Here is a 19,657-nt window from a genome sequence, read left to right as displayed (position 1 = left end):
TTGCAGATTGCACAAAGGCAGCAGCTTAAATTTAGGCATTTTGTTAGCAGAAGCTAACCAGCAAACCAAACAAATCGCTGTCCGGAAGCACACCGGGCAGCGGCCGCCCCGCGGCGGGATCAGAGCCTGATCTCTGCTTTTATCATACCACAGAGATGGGGAATGCGCAAGCGGTGCATCCAGCTCCACAGCGTAAAAAATCGTCTCTTGTCAAGGGCAGGAAGATGTGGTACAGTAAACGGGCAATCGCTTCCATTTTATCGTATATGATCTTACGAGGGGTTTTATGAAACAGAACAATCGTTTTTGCGTGCTGGCACTGACCGCTGTGCTGGCACTGACTCTAACCGCCTGCTCCGAGACGGCTGACGGCTCCGCCGCATCGGGCAGCACCCAAACCACGCAGCCTGCCCAGAGCACCGCCCAGCAGGACACTTCCGCCGGGACTCCCTCTGCCAGCCAGCAGACCGAGGTGCTGGGCAGCCTGACCTCCTCCGAGCTGCAGGAACTCGTCTCCGGCAGCACCACGCTGGAGCAGCTGACCCAGCAGCGTGCCGAGGCCGCTGACCCCGGCACGGGGAGCACCACTGCCCTGCCGGAGTATGAGCAGCAGCTGCAGGCTCTCATCAACCAGCTCTACGCCGTCAAGGCCCGGGCCGAGAGCAGCCTGAACAACACCATCCAGTCGGCCACGGCAGAGTACAAGGCTCTGCCTGCCGCCAAGCAGACCAAGAGCCGCAAAATCGCCATCGTGATGGGCAAGGCCAGTGAGCTGAAAGCCATGGAGGCTTCCTGTGACAAAGAGGTGGACGACATCGTAAACCAGATGCGCGCCCTGCTGACCCAGAACGGCCAGAGCACCGCCCTGGCCGACGAGGCACTGGCTGCCTACAAGGCCCAGAAGAGCGAAATGGTCTCTTCCCTCACCAGCAAACTCTACGGCTGAGCGCCGAACGCGTTTCCCCTGCAATTTGTGCCGGAATATCCCCGGTACCCGTTGCAGGGGTCCTTTTTTGCCCGGAGAAATTCTGTTCCTGTCGGGCAGCCGCATTTTACAACTCCGGTCAGGTTTCTGTTCCACCCCTGCACGGTATCCGCTCCAAAATCATTGCCAGAGTTTTACTTCCGTTTGTAAATTTCGCCAATCTTTTGCATATTCCGGTTTTTTTTCCAATTTTGCTTGAATTGTGGGGACATACCGTTTAAAATTAGATGGGGTGTTAGAGCCTTTGTTTTTCTGCGTCAATTTTTAGAGAGGCGAAAGGCATGTTCCCACGTAATTTCAACTGAGAAAGGCGATGAGACAAATGGAAATGGAAGAAGAAGTGATCGACCTGAGCGAGCTGCTGCGGCTTTTGTGGAGCCATGTGCTGCAGATCGTGGCGGTGGGCCTTGTGGCGGCGGTGATCAGCTTTCTGGTATGCACGTTCGCGCTGACGCCCCGGTATCAGGCGTCCGTCAACATGATCGTCAATACCCGGCAGGATAACACGACGACCGTGAGCAACGACAACATCACCTCGGCAAAAAACATGATCGACACCTATGCAGTCATCATCAAGAGCAACCTCGTGCTCAACGATGTCATCCAGCGGCTGGGGCTCAGCATGAGTTACAGCCAGCTGGCAGACAACATCACGGTGGGCAGCGTCAACTCCACCCAGATCATGGCCATTACGGTGACCAATGAGAACCCGGGCCTGGCGGGCAAGATCGCGCAGACGATCGCGGAGGTCGCGCCGGACGTGATCGTGGAAAAGGTCGAGGCGGGCTCCTGCAAGGCAGTGAGCGACGTGGAGATCGGCACCACGCCTGTCTATCCCCAGACCAAGAAAACCATGCTGCTCTGCGCTCTGGCCGGTATGGTAGCGGCCTGCGCTCTGCTGGTGGTCAGCCACCTGCTGCACAACTACATTGTAGACGACGAAGATGTTCAGAAGAAGCTGGACCTCCCTGTTTTGGGCTTTATCCCTGAGGTGTGATGTAAGATGTGGAATCCGTTCAAACCGAAAATTGAAAACTCTGACCCCGGCCAGCGCTCCCTGCAGCTGATCTCCCAGAAAGGAATGCCCTTTGCGTATGTGGAAGCTTATAAATCCCTGCGCACCAACCTGAACTTTCTGACCAGCTCCACCGGAGCCCGCGCCATTGTGGTCACCAGTACCATGCCGGAAGAGGCCAAGAGCAACGTCTCGGTCAACCTGGCCCTGACCTTGGCCGAAGACGGCAAAAATGTAGCCCTGGTGGACTGCGACCTGCGCAAGCCCGTGCTGCACAAATACCTGAAAGCCGGTCACAATGTGAAAGGCGTTTCCAATATTGTCTCCAACCAGTGCAAGCTGGAAGAGGCTCTGCTGCGGCTGGAACAGTTCAAGATCACGTTCCTGCCCGCCGGCACGCCCCCTCCGAACCCCTCGGAGCTGCTGGGCTCGGCCCGGATGCAGCAGATGATCCAGCAGCTGCGCGCCACTTTTGATTATGTCATCTTTGACGCGCCTCCCATCTCCATGGTGACAGACGCGGCGGTCATCGGCAATCAGGTGGACGGTGCTCTGTTTGTTGTTCGTTCCAGCTACGCCCCGGCCGAGTCCGTGGAGGCCGCTGTCAAGAAGCTGAAAGACACCGGCGTAAAAGTGCTGGGTGCCGTGCTGACCCGCTATGACGCCAAGACGGCGCTCAAGGGCTCCAACTACGCTTACAACTATTATAGCTACGGCTACTCCTACGGTACCCCCTCCCAGACGGATCCGGCGGCATCGCAAGGCTTGGAAAAGCGAAAGCACGCAAAGCCAGCCGAAAGGGTAACGAACCATGACTGATCTGCACTGCCATATCCTGCCCGGTATTGACGACGGTGCCAAAGATGTCTCGGTCTCGCTGGAGCTGCTCCACAAGGAGTATGAGGACGGCGTGCGCAACATCGCGTTCACCAGCCATTTCAACAGCGAGCGCACCACGGTGGAAGCTTTTCTGGAAAAGCGTGCCGCCGCCTACGCGCGGCTGACCGAGGCACTGAAAGAAGAGCCGATGGACTTCCGGTTCAAGCTGGGCAGCGAAGTTTACTTTTCTCCCAAGCTCTGTGAGCTGGACGCCAAGGCCCTCTGCATGGGCGACACCGCTACATGCTCATTGAGTTTCCCACCACCCATAAGCCTCATTTTATCAAGCAGACCCTGTACGCTTTGCAGGAACAGGGCATCCTGCCGCTGATCGCGCACATTGAGCGTTACCCCTATGTGCTGGACGACCCCACCCTGCTGTATGAGTGGGTGGCCGCCGGTGCTTACGCGCAAATCAACGCCGGGGCCCTGCTGCAAGATGCAAAGCTCCGCAAGAAGCTCTGTAAATTCATCTCGTGGGGGCTCGTGCATGTGCTCTCCACGGACACCCACTCCCCGGACAAGCGCCCGCCCCGGATGGCGGAGGGCATCCAGATGCTGCAGAAGACTCTGGGCACTGAGATCGCCGACCGGATCGTCCGCAACGGTGACGAGCTGTTTGACGACCAGGAGCTGGACATCATCTCCCCGCACCAGCCCAAAAAGATGCTGGGCATGTGGATTTGATCATCTTTTGTCTTTGATTGAAAATCCGATATTTTTATCACAAACTTTGGAAAAGAGGAATTTTATTATGAACTATCCTGTTGCTTATGCTGTCATTCCCGAAGAAGAAAAGACCTACATCGTCGGCAGCGGCGATGTTCAGTACGAGAAGCTGTTCAACTACTTCATCGGCGACTTCCTGCGTGACACCGTCAAGAGCGACGTCCGCAACGCCATCTGGAACAGCGCCAAGCAGAGTTCTTTCACTCCCATTGCCAACTGGTTCAAGAACGTGGACGACATGGGTGTCATTGCACACCTGGGCTACTTCTACGGCTTCTGGCACATCTGGAGAGACGTTAAGGGCTACCTGGGCTAATTAAAAAGTAACGTATATGCAAAAGAAACAAATTTTTCAGCTCGTGCTTCTGGCTGTGGGCGCGGTTCTGGCTGCCGTGATCGGCTTCTGGCTCGTGCCGGTGAGCAATTACATCAAGGCCCGCACGGCTCCGCTGGATGAGACCATCCTGGAAGCCGAAAGCAGCACGCGGGAGGTGGTCACCATCTCGGATACCGAACTTTCCCAGCTCATCAGCGGTGAGCTGACCCTGGATGCACTGGCCGACCTGCCCGGCGTCATCACCGTGGAGCCCGTCGGCACCACGGCAGGTGCCGCCCTGGGCGGCGGCGCGGCCAATCGCTCCCCTGCGGACGAGACTTCCGCTTCTGCCATTGCAGAGAGCGAAGCTTCTTCGGACGCTGTTTCCCGTGAGGCACAGGCCGATGCAGAAACGCCCGCCCAGAGCAGTGCTGTCTCTGGCAGCACCGGAGCTTCCGGCAATGCCAGCCTCTCGGAGGCCGCCTATGAGGGCGAAGTCAAGGCACTGGTCCAGCAGCTCTATGCTGTGAAAGGCCGGGCGGAAGGCGGCCTGAATGCCTGCATTGCTTCCGCCAAGGCAGAGTATAAATCTCTGCCGCCGGAGCAGCAGACCCGCAGCCGCAAAATTGCCATCTGCATGTCCAAAGCCGGCCAGCTCTCGGCCCTGCAGGCCTCCTGCGACAGTGAGGTCAACCGCATTGTGAGCCAGATGCGCTCGGTGCTCAAGGCCAACGGCCAGAGCACCGCCCTGGCAGACCAGGCCATGAGCAGTTACAAAAGCCAGAAGAGCGCCCGGCGGGCGGCTCTGATGAGCCAGCTTTACGGCTGAGCCGCTTTTTGATCACCCTTTGGAGGAACCAGCGTGGAACAACTCACATTTTCGCAGCACGTTGCGGCAAACGGCGGTTCCCTGCCCTGGCAGGACGCTGTGCGCCTGACGCTGCTGACCATCCAAACCATTTCGGCTCAGGCAGACCCGGAAACCACCTATATAGATGTCTGCCCGGAGCAGATCGTACTGAGCAAAGACGCCCGGGAAGTGCTCTCCTGCGGTAAGCCCCACTCCCTGAAAGAGTGGGACGCCGCCGATGCCGCCAACCCGCAGCTGCTGCCCTGGGAGTTTTGGAACGCCTGGAGTGCCCGCACCCCGGCTGCTCAGGTCTACCCGGTCGCGGCCTGCCTGTTCGGCGCTCTGAGCGGCCACCTGCCCATGGCGGCCAAAGCCCGGCTGAACGGTGCGGCGCTTCGCACCCTGCCCGACATCCCGGACGCGCTGAACAACGTGCTCCAGAAAGGCCTTGCTCTGAACGCAGCCGACCGCTGGCCGTCGCTGGAGGCATTCCGGGCGGCTCTGGTCGATGCCACCAAAATCGAGATCGCGGTGGATGACACTCCTGAAAAAACCGACGACACCCCCGCCCTGCAGGCAGGCCAGCTGGACCTGAGCAAGGTACGCACCGTCGATGCACCCAAGGGGCCGCAGGCGGTCTACAAACCCACGGCCCAGAAAAAATCCGTCAAGCTTGGCCCCCTGCTCCCGGTGGCTGTCCTCTCGGTTGCGTTCCTGGGCGGCTTGCTGGCCTATCAGTTCACCCTGCGGGGCACCCCGACGGCGGAAGAGCTCTTCCTGCCCACGGCAACGACCAAGACTTCCAGCAGCTCCAAAGCCGCGGAACCGGAACGTGAAGCCGCTTCCAGTGCGGCAGAGAGCGAAGCAGCTTCTTCCAGTGAGGCTGCTGCCTCCTCCCCCGCCGCCAGCGAAGCTCCGGCCAGCGCTCCCTCCACCAAGCCGGAGGAGCCCGCCAGCAGCGCGGCTTCTTCCAAGGTAGCATCCAGTGCAGCCAGCAGTTCCAAGGCCGCCAGCGCTTCCAGCAAAAAAGAGGAGAAGCCCGCTTCTTCGGCCAGCAGTGCATCCAGCACGGCTTCTTCGGAGGCTGCTGCCAGCTCCGCGGCCCCGGAAAACGTGACCCAGACGCTGACCCTTGCCGACGGCAGCAAGTTTGTGGGCAAGGTGGACGGCTCCAAGCAGACTGGCACCCTGACCAAACCCAACGGCGATGTCTATACTGGCACCTTTACGGACGGCAAGCTGGAGGGAAAAGGTACCCTGAAAGCCGCCAGCGGCAACAGCTATGACGGCAATTTTGCAGGTGGCCAGCCCAGCGGCTCCGGTACCATGAAGTATGCCAACGGCAGCACCTACACGGGCAGCTGGGCCGATGGCCAGCGCAGCGGCTCCGGCACGGTGAATTATGCCAACGGGGATCAGTTCTCCGGCAGCTTTGCCGCCGACCTGCGGGACGGCAGCGGCACCTACACCTGGGCCAATGGCACCACCTACCGCGGCACCTGGAAAGCAGGCAAAGCGCGGAAAGGCGGCACCTACAGCTATACCGATGCAGGCGTGAAAGAGGGCCTTTCCGCAGGCGGCAACCTGACCATGCAGGATTGAGCGCTCGGCCCTCTTGACAAATCGCCTCGGCTGTGATATCCTAAAACTCCTAAAATATCGTGTGGATTTTTACAGTATCAAGCTATTTTTCGCCACACAATGGTGCAAAAGCCATTGTGTGGCTTTTTGCGTCCAAACCTCTGCAGCCCCACCCGATGAAAGGAGATCTCTTCTGTGAACAACACCTTTATGAAAGAGCGCCCGGTCTTCCCGCTTTTGATGTCCATGGCGCTGCCCAATGTCATTTCCATGCTGGTCAACTCGCTGTACAACATTGTGGACAGCCTGTTTGTGGCCCGCATCAACGAATCCGCCATGACGGCCCTCTCGCTGGTCTTCCCGGTGCAGAACCTGCTCAACGCCATTGCCATCGGCTTTGGCATCGGCATCAATGCACTGGTGGCCCTCTGCCTGGGTGCCGGGGAGCACGAAAAAGCCGATCAGGCCGCTACCCACGGCATGGCGTTTTCCCTGCTGCACGGCATCCTCGGCTCGGCCATTGCCATTGCCATCATGCCGTTTTTCCTGGGGCGCTTTACAACGGATGCCGAAGTGCTCTCCATGGGCCTGACCTATTCCCGCATCGTGTTTGGCTTTGCCACGGTCAACATGGCCTCCCTGGCTTTTGAGAAGATCTTCCAGTCCGTGGGCCGGATGAAAGTGACCATGGTAGCCCTCATCGTGGGCTGTGTGGGCAACATCATCCTGGACCCGCTGCTCATCTTTGGCATCGGGCCGTTCCCTGCCATGGGCATTGCAGGCGCGGCTTTGGCCACCGGTATCGGCCAGGCACTGAGCACTGGTGTCTACCTCGTGGTGTACGCTTCCACGGAGCTGCCCGTCCGGCTGCGCCGTGCCTGCCTGAAGCTGGACAAAGAGCTGGACACCCGGCTCTACTCCATCGGCATCCCGGCCATCCTCAATCTGGCGCTTCCCTCTCTGCTGGTCACGTTCCTCAACAGCCTGCTGGCCGCGTTCTCGGGCAGCTATGTGGTGGTGCTGGGCATCTACTACAAACTACAGACATTCCTCTACCTGCCCGCCAACGGCATCGTGCAGGGAATGCGTCCCCTCATCGGCTACAACTACGGTGCCGGGGAGCACAAACGGGTACGCCAGCTCTACCAGATCACCCTCATCCTGAGCGCCGCCATCATGGCAGCGGGCACCCTTGGCTGTCTGGCAGCCTCGGAGCCTCTCATGCGGCTCTTTACCTCTACCCCGGAGACGGTGGAAGCCGGAAAAGTTGCTCTGCGGATCATCTGCCTGGGCTTTGTGATCTCCGCCATCTCCACCACCTCTTCCGGCGCGCTGGAGGGTCTGGGCAAGGGCACGCAGTCGCTGGTGATCTCCCTGTGCCGCTACATCGTCTTCATCATGCCGCTGGCCTGGGTGCTCTGCCGACAGTTTGGCCCTGTGGGCGTCTGGAACGCGTTCTGGGCCACGGAAGTGCTCTCCGCCATCGTTTCCCTTATCGTCTACAAAAAGAGCGTCTGACACGTTTTCCGTATACGCAAAAAAGGCTCCGGGCCTGCACTCCCCTTTCACAGGGAGGCAGGCCCGGAGCCTTTTCCATTTCAGCCCAAGGGCTGGTTTTTATTTGGTGTGCTGCTCGGTGCTCTGGTCGTCCGATTCAATCGGCGTTTCCAGTTCCTCCACGGGGGCAGCGTTCTTTTTGGCCTTACGGGCCTTACGCTTGTGGATCAGCTTCCGTGCGAGGAATGCTGCCACCAGCAGCGCGGCTGCCGTGCCGCCGCAGAGCTCCCAGAGCGGGATGCCCTTGGGCACAAAGGCCATGACGATCTCGGTCCCGGCAGCCGTAAAGGTGATGTAGCTGCCAAAGGTATCGGTAGGCACTTTGATCCATTTGCCATCCTGCTGGACATAGACGCTGCCCTGCTTGCCCTGCGGCAGATAGCGAATGGTGTGGGTCTCCTGCCCGTCGTCCGAGAAGTCCAGCAGCCACTGCTCGGTGGCATTGGCCACGCCGGACGGCGTCTGGGAAGTAACGCTCAGGGTATTGGAGCCGCCAAACAGGCCATCTACATAGAAGATCGGACGGCCGTTGGTGCGGACATCAATGCTCTTCAGTGCCGGGATGTAAGAGGTGTACAGCGCCGTGACCACGGTATCCAGATGGAGGTCATCCAGCACCGGGGTGTTCCACTCGGCAAAGTAGCCGTCTTTCCGGGGCAGCTCGGGGTAATCCGCCTCGGTAAACGATGCACCGTAAGTAAAGGTGCGCTGGTCCACGATGTGGCCGTCGGCCATAAAGGTCAGCGTCAGCTTCTGGAAGCCCTTGGGCGCGCCCTCCAGTGCCCGCATGGTATCGTAATCAATGGGCTCTGCCTGACCGGCACGGCTGATGCGGTCAACGCCGTGCAGGGTATCGGAGACAAACAGGTTCCCCGTGAACGTACCATCCTGGCCGCCGGAAATGGCGCCCCAATACTGACCGTCGGTGTTGCTGCTGCTCGTGGAGAGGGCCACTTCGGAGTCATCCCCGTCATCGTCCGGCTCATGGATATCCACCATGGCGCGGTTATCCTTGATGATGCAGCTGTTGCCGGTCAGGACACTGTCCGCGCCCTGGCCCACGATGCCGCCAATGTACTTGCTGCCGGTCAGCTCACACTTGGCCCAGTTGGAGATCAGCTTTGCGGAGGAACGGCCTGCAATGCCGCCCACCTTGTTGTTGCCATCCACTTTGCCGTAAGCTTCGCAGCCCGTGATGTAGCCCAGATCCATCTCGCCGCAGATGCCACCCGCCGCCTCTTTCTTGGAGGTAACGGTGCCCTCGTTGACACAGTTCATCACCACCGCGCTGATGGTGTACTCGGTGCGCAGGAGCGAACGGTTCTCATCCTTATCGTCGTCTTCGGGGTCAAGGGTGTTCTCCACCGCCATGGTACCCGCAATGCCGCCCACATTCATGTCGGCTTCCACGGTGCCGCGGTTGGTACAGCCCTCGATCTTGCCCTCGTTCTGAGCCGTCAGGTTCTCGGACTCATCTTCAAAGATGTTCTTGCTGCCGGGGTCGCTGATCTCTTCCACAGCATCCAGCAGCAGGTTGGAGACCACATTGATCTGGTCGTTGATGGAGCGGAGGTTGCTGGTGAGGGTATTGCTGGCCGAGAGCATATCCCGGTTGAGGGTGCTCATCTGGTCGGTCATGTTCGTCACAGCGTCAAACAGTTCATCCTTGGTCGCGGTCATCTCGGAAGAGGGGCGCGGCACATGGATGGGATCCTGCTCCGCCAGCCAGTGGACGATATCTGCCGCCTGGCTGGTCATGCTGGTCAGGCCGCTCATGCCCTCCGCCATGATGCCGAGGCTGGCGGACATGTGGCCCAGCGTTGCGCTGGTGAGGGCGGAATCCGTCTTGAGGATATCCAGAGACTTGTCAAAATCATCCGCAGCCTTGCCCAGATCCTGTGCGGCATCGCTCAGGGAATCCAGACCCGCCTGAATGGAGGCATTGCCGGAACTGATGTTGCCGGTGTTGAAGCCCAGCTGATCCAGAATATCTTCCAGATTGCCCAGCCGGTCGCCCACATTGCCAAGCGCGCCGGACATGCTGGTAAGGGCAGAAGCCATCTGGGTATCGCCCTGCTCCGAAACGAGGTTGGCGGTGTTGCCCAGCAGCGCGCCGATCTGCGTGGCCAGGCCTGCCATATTGCCCACGGCGCGGGTGACCTGCTTGCCGGCGGAAGCCAGCTGGCCGTCATCGGCCAGCAGCGTGGCGCTCCGCAGCAGGCCCAGGCCGGTGGTCAGCAGCTTCATCTGGCCGCTCATGCCGGAACCCAACGAGAGGATGCTCATAGCGGAATTCGCTACCTGCAGCAGGGAGATGGCTGTTTTGATGTGATCGTCCACCGCGTCACCGGACACGCTGGAATAGCCGCCCAGAATGGTGCTGATGGCGCTGCTCAGGCCGCTGTCATCCTTGCCCGGCAGCGAGGCGATCAGGTCGTCCAGGCCCTTGCTGATCTGCTCCAGACCCTGTTTGCTGGAATCCAGCGCGTCGCTGGCCTTGTGCGCGCCGGAAGAAGCCTTGGCCAGTGCCGTGGAGGCGGTCAGCATCTCGGCCGCCATCTCCGCGGTGACCCACTTGAGCTGGCCCACGGCGGTGGTCATCTTATCCAGTGCGTCGGCACCCGTGTCCATCACGGGCTCCAGCCGGGTAAATGTATCGGAGATGAGGTCGCCCGTGCGGTCCACCTCGTCCGCCACTTCGTCAAAGTAATCGCCTCCCTGCTCCTGCAGACGGCGGGCTGCCTGCACGGCGGTGTCCATCTGAGAGTTCAGGGTGTTGAGGTCGGTATTGAGGAGGCTGGTGCTGCCGTCCATGTCATCGGCCGCGCCGTTGACCATGGTGTGCAGCGTGTCCAGCTCGGTGCGCAGACGGTTGATGGTGCTCTGGTCCAGGTCCAGCTCCACATAGGGCTCTGCCTGGCCGGCAATGCCGCCCACGTCCTTGCGGCCCTGTACCAGGCCCTGGTTGACACAGCCGGAGATCAGGCCATCGGTCCGGCCCACGATACCGCCCACATTATAGCCTACATGGGCATAGCCCACGTCGCCCGCGTTGGCACTGCTGAGGATCAGGCCGGAGGAGCGGCCGGCAATGCCGCCGGTATCCGAGGAGACATTGGAGATGTTATTGCTCAGGTCATCGCCCATATCCTTCTTGACCAGCTCCAGCAGAGTGGCCGGGAGGCCCTCCATATCGAGGGCGGACTCCTGATACTCGGAGTTGACGGCACCCACATTGGTGCAGCCGGTGATGACACCGAGGTTGTAGCCCACGATGCCGCCGGTGGAATACGCACCGCTGACCATGGCACGGGAGGTGCTGTGGTCGATGGTTCCGCTCGTCTCATTGCGGCCCACCAGACCGCCCGCCTCCTCCTCGCCGTGGACAGCACCGGAGAACGTGCAGTTGATGATGGTGCCGTAGTTGGTGCCCACCAGACCGCCTGCGGTCTTCTGGGTACCAGCGGGATTGACCACACCCTTGATGGTAAGGTCCTGAATGGAACCGCCCTCTTCCAGGATGCCGAAGAAGCCGGCTGGAGAATAAGCCCCCATGAGGCTGACATCCGAGATGGTGTGGCCGTTGCCCTTGAACGCGCCGCTGAACGACGCAACGGGGGCCCACTCCGTATCCTCCAGCGAGAGGTCTTCCTGCAGGATCACGGTCTTGCCGCGGGACCACTGGTCGTAGCCGCAATTCTCAGCAAAGGCCAGCAGGTCCTGCACGCTGTTGATATAAACGGTGTCGGTCTGCGCTTCATCAGCCGCAAAGACCGGCAATGCAATGCTCACTGCCAGCACAAGGGCCAGCAGCGCAGCGGTCAGGCGGTGCAGCAGCCGGGTGCTGCCCGCCGCAGACTCACTGTTTCGGTTCTGCTTTGGGTTCATCATGGTTTTCCTCCTGCACCTCCTGTAAGATTTTGCCCGAGAGAACGGTCAGGTGGACATCGCCGTCCACGATGGCGTTCATGGTGCCAGCCACCGAGCCGTGCACCTCGCCCTGCACCATGCCGTTGACTCGCACCCGGCCGCTGGCCGTATTGGTGTGGAGCACCACATGATGCATGGAGAACGATGTCATATCCACCAGCTTGCCGCCCACCAGCAGGATCTGCGGCAGGACGAACAGTACCAGGAAGATGGAGATGATGGTACCGCGGCCCAGGCACTGGCCGATGCCCACGATGCAGGCATCGGACGTCATCTGACCGATCAGGGTACCGGCCACCGTCATGATGGTGCCGGAGGTGAGGATGGTGGGGAACGCAAAGTTCAGCGTCTCGATCATGGCCGTCTTATGGTCCATCTTATCCCGCAGCTCGTTGTATCGGGTTGCAATGACGATGGCGTAATCGATGTTTGCACCCATCTGGATGGAGCTGACGATCAGGTAGCCCATGAAGTACAGCGGCGTGTGGATAAAAGCGGGGATGGAGAAGTTGACCCAGATCGCGCCCTCGATGACGAGGATCAGCAGGATGGGCATTGCCACTGACTGGAACGTGAACAGCAGGACGATCAGGACGATCAGCACGGAGACCACGCTGACCACGATGTTGTCGATGGCAAACGACTTCTGGAAGTCGTACTCGTTGGTGGCGTCGCCCGCCAGATAGATGTCGCCGTCCGGGTAATACTTCCGGGCGATGGTGCGCATCTGGTCGGTGAACTCATACATCTCATCCCCGCTCTGGAGGCTGGGGTTCAGGTAGACCAGAATACGGTTGTAATCCGCGCCCTGCAGCTGGGCCTTTGCGCTCAGCATCTGGGTCTGGGCATCATGCAGGTCGTCGATCTGATCCTGGTCCAGGCTGACAATGCCGGAATCGACCTCGTCACAGACGTAGAGGAACATATCAATGAGCGGCACACTGTAGTTGGAGAAGTTGCCAATGACCTGGCCGTACTCATCATTTTCCAACGCGTAGCCTGTGTAGACCACTTGGGCCAGCTCGTAATCCAGGCCCGCCATCTCAGAGAACTGGCGGGAAGTGAGCCGGTCTTCCAGCATGTAGCCGTCCATGGCCTCGATGTTGGAAAGGCCGCGGGTGTGGTCCACCTCATCGTGGCTTTCCAGTTCTTTGATCATGGCTGCTTCCACCCGGTAATCGTCGTTCTTTGGTACGACGAGAGCCACCAGGTTGGACTTGGTAAAGTTTTCGTCGATCATGTTATCGGCGATCTGCGTCTCATTCAGCACTGGCGTCTTGATCGGGCCGTAGCCATAGGCGTAGGGGCACTGTGTCTGGAAATGGTAGGCAAACACCAGCACCACTGCAAAGACGATGGGAACGATCTTGCGGGTTTTGTAAGCATAGCGGCCCACGAACGAGATCTTGGGCACAAAGTTGCGGTGCTTGGTCTTGCTCATGTAAGGGCCAAACAGCATCAGCAGGCCGGGCATGACCACGAAGACCGACAGCATGGAGAACAGGATGGCCTTGATCAGGCAGATGGCCATATCCGGGCCGATCTTGAACTGCATGAACAGCATGGCCACCAGACCGCCGATGGTGGTCAGGGAGCTGGAACTGATCTCCGGAATACTCTTGGCCAGCGACTCGATGACCGCCTCTTTCAAGGGCAGGGTCTCGTGTTCTTCTTTAAAATGGTTGCAGAAGATGATGGCGTAGTCCAGAGAAAGGGCCAGCTGCAGAATGTTCGTGACCGAGTTGGAAACGAACGAGATGGTGCCCAGCAGGAAGTTGGTGCCCATGTTGAGGATCATGCCCACCACGAAAGTGAGCAGCAGCACGGGAACTTCCGCATAGGTCTGGGAGGTGAAGATCAGCACCACCACAATGATGACGGCAACATACACCATGATGACATTGACTTCACGCTCAATCGTCTCCTCCTGCGTATTGCCCAGCGAGGTGGAAACGTAGATATCGTAGTCTTTCAGGTACTCCTTGACGCTTTCCAGCGTTTCCAGGCACTGGTCGTCGTCCTCGGGGTAATCGAATGTGATGGAGTACAGCGCCGATACATTATTATAATGGGCGGTGGTATCATCGTACTCGATCATCTGGATGCCCCTGAGGCCCGCCAGCTCGTCGTTAAGCTGGTCTGCCTCGTCCGGCGTGATGTTTGCCACCATGACATCGGCAGAACCGTAGGTGGTAAACTCTTTCTCCATAATGTCCAGGCCCATGCGGGTCTCGCTGGTCTTGGGCAGATAGGTGGTCAAGTCGCTTTCCACCTTGACCCAGCTGCGGGAGAAGATGGTGAAGACGGCCCCCAGAATGACAATGAGGAACACAAGGTTGCGCCGCTCAACAATTTGCAGCGCGAGCTTGTGCATAAAATCGTTTTTGGGCTGTTCCTGCTCGGTCATCGTGTTCCCTCCTCTCGGCAAATTGGGGCCTGGGTGAGTATCCCCGGGCCGCCGCGCGGTTCTTCGGCAGCTGATACGGCCTTTTGCAGCCGTGACAGTTTCTTCATAGGGTGCCTCCTATTTGTGAATTTGCAAAAGAAAAGCAGACAAAATTTGTACAAATGTAATATTAACCCAACTTTTTTTAAAAAGCAAGCGACAAAAACGGCAAAATGATGAAAAAGGATGGCGGACAAAAATCTTTTGCCATACGTTTGCCTCAGGCGTTTTTCGCCCTCTGCCATCTTGCACAAACCACCTGCACCGGGCTCTTTTTTTCTTGTGCCGAATGCCAAAGAGTGTTAACAAATTTTGACGGGGCTTGAAATCCATAGCGGAGTGGTATAGTATAAGGCCAGAGAGTAATCCTACCGCATCACTCGGGATTCAATCCCAAGCCATGCAGTCCCTGATATCATTTGGAGGTGTATTCCATGAGCAGTCCCCTGCTGGAAGTCAAAGATCTGCAGGTTACCGTAGGCGAGGAGCAGAAAGTGCTTCTGGACGGTTTGAACCTGACCATTTATCCCGGTGAGACCCATGTTCTGATGGGCCACAACGGTGCCGGTAAATCCACCCTGATGAGCGCCCTGATGGGCGACCCCCGTTATACCGTTACCCGCGGCCAGATCATTTTCAAGGGTCAGGATGTGACCCACGAGCCTGCCGATGTGCGGGCAAAGCTGGGCATGTTCCTCTCGTTCCAGACCCCCGAAGAGATCCCCGGCATCACGCTGGAGAATTTCCTGCGCACGGCCCAGAACGCCATTACCGGCAAGCCCGTCAAAGTGTTTGCGTTCCGCAAGGAGCTGGCCCAGCAGATGGAAGCGCTGGGCATGGATGAGAGCTATGCCGACCGCTATTTGAATGTAGGCTTCTCCGGCGGCGAGAAGAAGAAGAGTGAGATTTTGCAGCTGCTGATGCTCAAACCCTCTCTGGCCCTGCTGGACGAGACGGACTCCGGCCTGGACGTGGATGCCGTGAAGACGGTAGCACAGGGCGTGCGCGCTTACCACAACAAGGACAACGCCCTTATCATCATCACCCACAACGCCAAAATCCTGGAGGGCCTGCATGTGGACTACGTCCATGTGCTGGACGACGCCCACATCGTGCGCACCGGCGACGGAAGCCTGGTCAATGAGATCATCGAGGAGGGCTTCCGCGCGCTGAAGGAGGACGAAGCCAAATGAGAGCCTTTGAAACAGAAAAGACCGACGTTGCCGAGGTGGACCGCAGCATTTACGACATCAAGGACAAGCCCAACGCTGCCTTTGAGGTCCATTCCGGCCTGACCCCGGAGATCGTCGAGAAGATTTCCGAGGAAAAGAATGACCCCGAGTGGATGCGCATTTTCCGCCAGAAGAGCCTGCGCGTCTACAACTCCATGCCGGTGCAGAACTGGGGCCCTCCATCGAGGGGCTGGACATGAGCAATATCGTCACATATGTCCGCCCCAAGACTGAGATGCGGGGCAAGTGGAGCGAGGTGCCCGACGACATCAAAAACACGTTTGAGCGGCTGGGCATCCCCAAGGCCGAACGAGCTTCGCTGGCTGGTGTGGGTGCCCAGTATGACTCCGAAGTGGTCTACCACAACGTCAAGGCCGAGGTGGCCGCACAGGGCGTGGTTTACACCGATATTGAGAGTGCCCTCAACGGCCCCTATGCCGAAATGGTGCGTACCCACTTTATGAAGCTGGTGCCCCCTACTGACCACAAGTTTGCCGCCCTGCACGGCGCGGTCTGGAGCGGAGGCTCGTTCGTGTATGTCCCGGCGGGTGTCAGTGTGGAGATTCCGCTGCAGTCCTACTTCCGGCTCAACGCGCCGGGTGCCGGCCAGTTTGAGCACACCTTAATTATTGTGGACAAGGGCGCTTACCTCCACTTCATTGAAGGCTGCTCCGCTCCTAAATATAATGTAGCCAACCTTCACGCAGGCTGCGTGGAGATCTACGTTGGTGAGAACGCCCGGGTGCGCTACTCCACCATTGAGAACTGGTCCAAGAACATGTACAACTTGAACACCAAGCGTGCCAAGGTGGAAAAGGGCGGCACCATCGAGTGGGTGTCCGGCTCGTTCGGCTCTCACACCTCCTGCCTCTACCCCATGAGCATTCTGGCGGGCGAGGGTGCCCGGATGGAGTTTACCGGCATCACTTTTGCGGGTGCCGGACAGGATCTGGACACCGGTGCAAAAGTGGTTCATGCTGCTCCCAACACCAGCTCCCACATCACCACCAAATCCATTGCACGGGACGGCGGCGTCTCCAACTTCCGCAGCTCTGTCACCGTGCTGCCCAATGCCACGGGCTCCAAGTCGGCTGTCTCCTGCGAGAGCCTGATGCTGGATGACCGCTCCCGCTCCGATACCATTCCGGAAATGGACATTCGCTGCGATGCCGTGGATGTGGGCCATGAGGCCAAGATCGGACGCATCAGCGAGGAAGCCGTCTTCTACCTGATGAGCCGCGGCCTCTCGGAAGAGGACGCCCGGGCCCTCATCGTGGGCGGCTTTGCAGAGCCCATTGCCAAGGAGCTGCCCGTGGAGTACGCCGTGGAGATGAACAACCTCATCCATCTGGAAATGAAAGGCAGCATTGGCTGAAAGGAGGCCGGGAACGATGAATGATTTAAACATGAACCGCCTGCCTGTCCCCACCTGGAACCAGTGCGGTGTCAATTCCGCCCCCAAAGCGGCGGCACTGCCCGCTGTCCCGGCGGACGACTGGGGCGAGGTGAACCTTGCCTTTACCCTGCCCGCCGGTGTGGGGGAAGCCGAAGAAGATTTTACCACCTTTGCCGAGAGCGGCATGGGTGCAGAGACCGATGCATTTTTGCTGGGGAACGCCAATGTCCGCTCGGCCCTCACCGTGGCCGAGGGCGTGGAGGTAAACGACCCCGTCCAGTTTGAAGTCACACTGGACGCCGCCCACCCCACGGCCCTGAGCGTGTTCTCGCTGGACGCAAAAGCCCACAGCAGCGTGACGCTGGTGCAGGTGGTGCGTGGCGACGCCGAAAACGGTGTGGCCGCTTCCCTCACCCGCATCCGCACCGGAGAGGGTGCCCATGTCAAACTGGTACAGATTCAGCTGCTGGGCAGCAAGGCCCGCCGCTGGAACGCCGTGGCCGTGGAAGAGGGCCCCGGTGCCAAAGTGGAGCAGGTGCGTGTGGAGCTGGGCGGAAGTCTTTCCGCCTGCGGCACCCGCGCCATGCTGGGCACTCCCAAAAGTGAATATGACCTGGACGCCGTCTATTTTGGCGGCGAGGATGCCGTGCTGGATTACAATGATGTCTCCATCCACACTGCTAAGGACACCCTGTGCGAGATGCACACCGCTGGCGTCCTGACCGGCAATACCGATAAGATCCTGCGCGGCACCATTGATTTCCGCCGGGGCGCCAAGCGGGGCGTCGGCCATGAGAGCGAGGATGTGCTGCTCTTCAGCCCCCACGCCCGCAACCGCACCGCTCCCCTGATCCTCTGCGGAGAGGAAGAAGTCGAGGGCCAGCACGCGGCCTCCATTGGCCGCTTGGACGAAGCAAAACTCTACTATCTGCGCTCCCGTGGCCTGAACGAGGCCCAGGCCCGCCGCCTGATGGTGGACGCCCGCTTTGCCCCCGCCATTGAAAAGATCCCGCTGGAAGCTCTGCGGGAGGAAGTACGCACCGAAGCAGCAAGGAGGCTGGATGAGACATGCTGACCACACAGAACAACCCTTGGGTGAAAGATTTCCCCATTCTGGCCGCTGACGAAAACGGCAATCGGCTGGTCTATCTGGACAGCGCCGCCACCACCCAGCACCCCCAGCAGGTGCTGGATGCCGTGCTGCACTACTACCAGAAAGACAATGCCAACCCCCACCGGGGCGTGTATGAGCTGGCCATGCGTGCCACCGACGCCCACGAAGGAGCCCGCCACCGGGTGGCGCGGTTCTTTGGGGCCGAGGATGATGAGATCGTCTTCACCCAGAACACCACCGAATCCTTGAATCTGGTGGCCTACAGTTATGGCCTGCATTTCCTGCATGAGGGCGACGAAATCGTGATCTCTGTGGCCGAGCACCACTCCAATCTGGTGCCCTGGCAGCGGGTGGTGAAAGCAACGGGTGCCAAGCTCGTGTACCTCTACCCCGGCCCGGACGGCCACCTGACCGCCGAGGAGCTGGACAAAAAGATCACTTCCAAGACCAAACTGGTCGCCATCGGCATGGTGTCCAATGTGCTGGGCCTGCGTGCCCCGGTGGAAGAAATTGTGGCACGGGCCCACGCGGTGGGCGCTGTGGTGGTGCTGGACTGCGCCCAGAGCGCCCCGCACATGCCCGTTGATGTCAAAAAGCTGGATGTGGATTTTGCGGCCTGCTCCGCCCACAAGCTCTACGCCCCCATGGGCATGGGAGCCCTCTATGCCCGCAAGGAGCTGCTGGATAAGATGCCCCCGTTCCTCAGCGGCGGTGACATGATCGGTGCCGTGCATGAGCATACGGCCACTTGGGCCGAGGGCCCCCGCAAGTTTGAGGCGGGCACCCGGAACGTGGGCGGTGAGGTCGGCTTTGCAGCCGCACTGGATTATATGGACGCCATTGGCTGGGATGCCATGATGGCCCACGAACATGCCCTTCTGGAGCGAATGCTCCAGGGAATGGCCTCCATGCCCTGGCTGACCGTCTACGGCGAACCCGTGGCGGACAAGCGGTTCGGCGTGGTGTCGTTCAACGTGCAGGATGTCCACCCTCACGATGTCGCCACCATCCTGGATGCAGGCGGTGTGGCCATCCGTGCCGGACACCACTGTGCCCAGCCCCTGATGGATTTCCTGGGCATCGGCTCCTGCTGCCGGGCAAGTCTTGCCCTCTACAACACGGAAGAAGACGTGGACGCCCTGCTGAATAATCTGGAAAACGTACGAAAGGTGATGGGCTTATGAACCTGAACGAGCTCTATACACAGATCATTACCGAAAACAGCCGCAGCAAGCAGAACCGCCACCCGGTGGAGGGTGCCACCCACAGCCTAGAGGGCGTCAACCCCAGCTGCGGCGATGACATCACCCTGCAGCTCCGGGTCATGGACGGAAAGATCGAGGATGCCGGCTTCATCGGCACAGGATGCGCCATCTCCCAGGCCTCTGCTTCCCTGATGATCGACCTGGTCAAGGGCCGCACCGTGGAGGACGCCCGCCGCCTCATCGGCCTGTATTTTGATATGATCAAGGGCAAAATCACGCCGGAGCAGCTGGATGATCTGGAAGACGTGGCCGCCCTGCAGGGCATTGCCCATGTCCCCGCCCGCGTCAAGTGCGCCGTACTGGCCTGGCACACGCTGGAAGAGGCACTGGACGGCGAGGGAAAAATTTGATTTCCGGATACG

16 protein-coding genes and 1 pseudogene are annotated in these 19,657 nt (G+C 59.5%); 14 read left to right on the top strand and 3 right to left on the bottom strand.

Annotation, left to right across the window (positions count from 1 at the left end; genetic code table 11):
* The first annotated feature begins 286 nt into the window (after positions 1–286).
* From DXA70_RS05955 to DXA70_RS05920, 9 genes are all read left to right on the top strand, one after another.
* The gene (locus tag DXA70_RS05955) at positions 287–946 is read left to right on the top strand and encodes a hypothetical protein (RefSeq protein ID WP_128117887.1); all 660 of its coding nucleotides are present in this window, start codon (positions 287–289) and stop codon (positions 944–946) included.
* A gap of 361 nt (positions 947–1,307) precedes the next feature.
* Positions 1,308–1,982 (top strand): Wzz/FepE/Etk N-terminal domain-containing protein, encoded by a 675-nt coding sequence (locus tag DXA70_RS05950; RefSeq protein WP_243001145.1) that lies wholly within the window; start codon positions 1,308–1,310, stop codon positions 1,980–1,982.
* 6 nt (positions 1,983–1,988) lie between these two features.
* Entirely contained in the window at positions 1,989–2,819 is an 831-nt protein-coding gene (locus DXA70_RS05945; RefSeq protein ID WP_128117885.1) for a CpsD/CapB family tyrosine-protein kinase, read from the top strand.
* A complete protein-coding gene (locus DXA70_RS14215) occupies positions 2,812–3,210 on the top strand; it encodes a CpsB/CapC family capsule biosynthesis tyrosine phosphatase (protein ID WP_243001143.1) in 399 nt (132 codons plus the stop codon). The genes DXA70_RS05945 and DXA70_RS14215 overlap by 8 nt, the downstream gene beginning before the upstream one ends.
* A complete protein-coding gene (locus DXA70_RS14210; RefSeq protein WP_243001142.1) occupies positions 3,123–3,566 on the top strand; it encodes a CpsB/CapC family capsule biosynthesis tyrosine phosphatase in 444 nt (147 codons plus the stop codon). Before DXA70_RS14215 ends, DXA70_RS14210 begins: the two co-directional genes overlap by 88 nt.
* Positions 3,567–3,633: 67 nt before the next feature.
* Positions 3,634–3,924, top strand: coding sequence for a hypothetical protein (locus DXA70_RS05935; protein ID WP_022256546.1), 291 nt, complete (start codon positions 3,634–3,636; stop codon positions 3,922–3,924).
* Between the two features lie 16 nt (positions 3,925–3,940).
* On the top strand, positions 3,941–4,753 hold the full coding sequence (locus tag DXA70_RS05930; RefSeq protein WP_128117884.1) for a hypothetical protein: 813 nt from the start codon (positions 3,941–3,943) through the stop codon (positions 4,751–4,753).
* Between the two features lie 33 nt (positions 4,754–4,786).
* A complete protein-coding gene (locus tag DXA70_RS05925; RefSeq protein ID WP_128117883.1) occupies positions 4,787–6,376 on the top strand; it encodes a hypothetical protein in 1,590 nt (529 codons plus the stop codon).
* Positions 6,377–6,550: 174 nt separating this feature from the next.
* Entirely contained in the window at positions 6,551–7,873 is a 1,323-nt protein-coding gene (locus DXA70_RS05920; protein ID WP_128117882.1) for an MATE family efflux transporter, read from the top strand.
* A 99-nt stretch (positions 7,874–7,972) separates the two neighbouring features.
* Here DXA70_RS05920 and DXA70_RS05915 read toward each other — a convergent pair whose 3' ends face one another.
* The 3 genes from DXA70_RS05915 to DXA70_RS05905 are packed head-to-tail and all read right to left on the bottom strand — an operon-like array spanning position 7,973 to position 14,533.
* Entirely contained in the window at positions 7,973–11,803 is a 3,831-nt protein-coding gene (locus DXA70_RS05915) for a GLUG motif-containing protein (RefSeq protein WP_243001140.1), read from the bottom strand.
* Positions 11,772–14,249 carry an MMPL family transporter gene (locus DXA70_RS05910; RefSeq protein ID WP_128117881.1) on the bottom strand — a complete coding sequence of 826 codons (2,478 nt, stop codon included), beginning with the start codon at positions 14,247–14,249 and terminating at the stop codon, positions 11,772–11,774. Before DXA70_RS05910 ends, DXA70_RS05915 begins: the two co-directional genes overlap by 32 nt.
* Entirely contained in the window at positions 14,246–14,533 is a 288-nt protein-coding gene (locus DXA70_RS05905; RefSeq protein ID WP_128117880.1) for a hypothetical protein, read from the bottom strand. Before DXA70_RS05905 ends, DXA70_RS05910 begins: the two co-directional genes overlap by 4 nt.
* Positions 14,534–14,722: 189 nt before the next feature.
* Here DXA70_RS05905 and sufC point away from each other — a divergent pair, with 189 nt between their 5' ends.
* The 5 genes and pseudogenes from sufC (at position 14,723) to sufU (ending at position 19,645) form a co-directional block, all read left to right on the top strand.
* Positions 14,723–15,481, top strand: coding sequence for a Fe-S cluster assembly ATPase SufC (sufC, locus tag DXA70_RS05900; RefSeq protein WP_022256552.1), 759 nt, complete (start codon positions 14,723–14,725; stop codon positions 15,479–15,481).
* Positions 15,478–16,895: pseudogene (gene sufB, locus DXA70_RS05895) on the top strand (Fe-S cluster assembly protein SufB). Before sufC ends, sufB begins: the two are co-directional and overlap by 4 nt.
* A 16-nt stretch (positions 16,896–16,911) precedes the next feature.
* The gene (locus DXA70_RS05890) at positions 16,912–17,991 is read left to right on the top strand and encodes a SufD family Fe-S cluster assembly protein (RefSeq protein ID WP_128117879.1); all 1,080 of its coding nucleotides are present in this window, start codon (positions 16,912–16,914) and stop codon (positions 17,989–17,991) included.
* Complete coding sequence (locus DXA70_RS05885; RefSeq protein ID WP_128117878.1) at positions 17,985–19,214, top strand: SufS family cysteine desulfurase; 1,230 nt, start codon at positions 17,985–17,987, stop codon at positions 19,212–19,214. The genes DXA70_RS05890 and DXA70_RS05885 overlap by 7 nt, the downstream gene beginning before the upstream one ends.
* On the top strand, positions 19,211–19,645 hold the full coding sequence (gene sufU, locus DXA70_RS05880) for a Fe-S cluster assembly sulfur transfer protein SufU (RefSeq protein WP_022256556.1): 435 nt from the start codon (positions 19,211–19,213) through the stop codon (positions 19,643–19,645). Before DXA70_RS05885 ends, sufU begins: the two co-directional genes overlap by 4 nt.
* Positions 19,646–19,657 lie beyond the last annotated feature (12 nt).

This window comes from Faecalibacterium sp. OF04-11AC (genome assembly GCF_003460645.1).
GTDB lineage: Bacteria > Bacillota > Clostridia > Oscillospirales > Ruminococcaceae > Faecalibacterium > Faecalibacterium prausnitzii_I.
The sequence above is the reverse complement of the archived record's forward strand: the minus strand, read 5'-3'. Positions and strand labels throughout refer to the sequence as shown.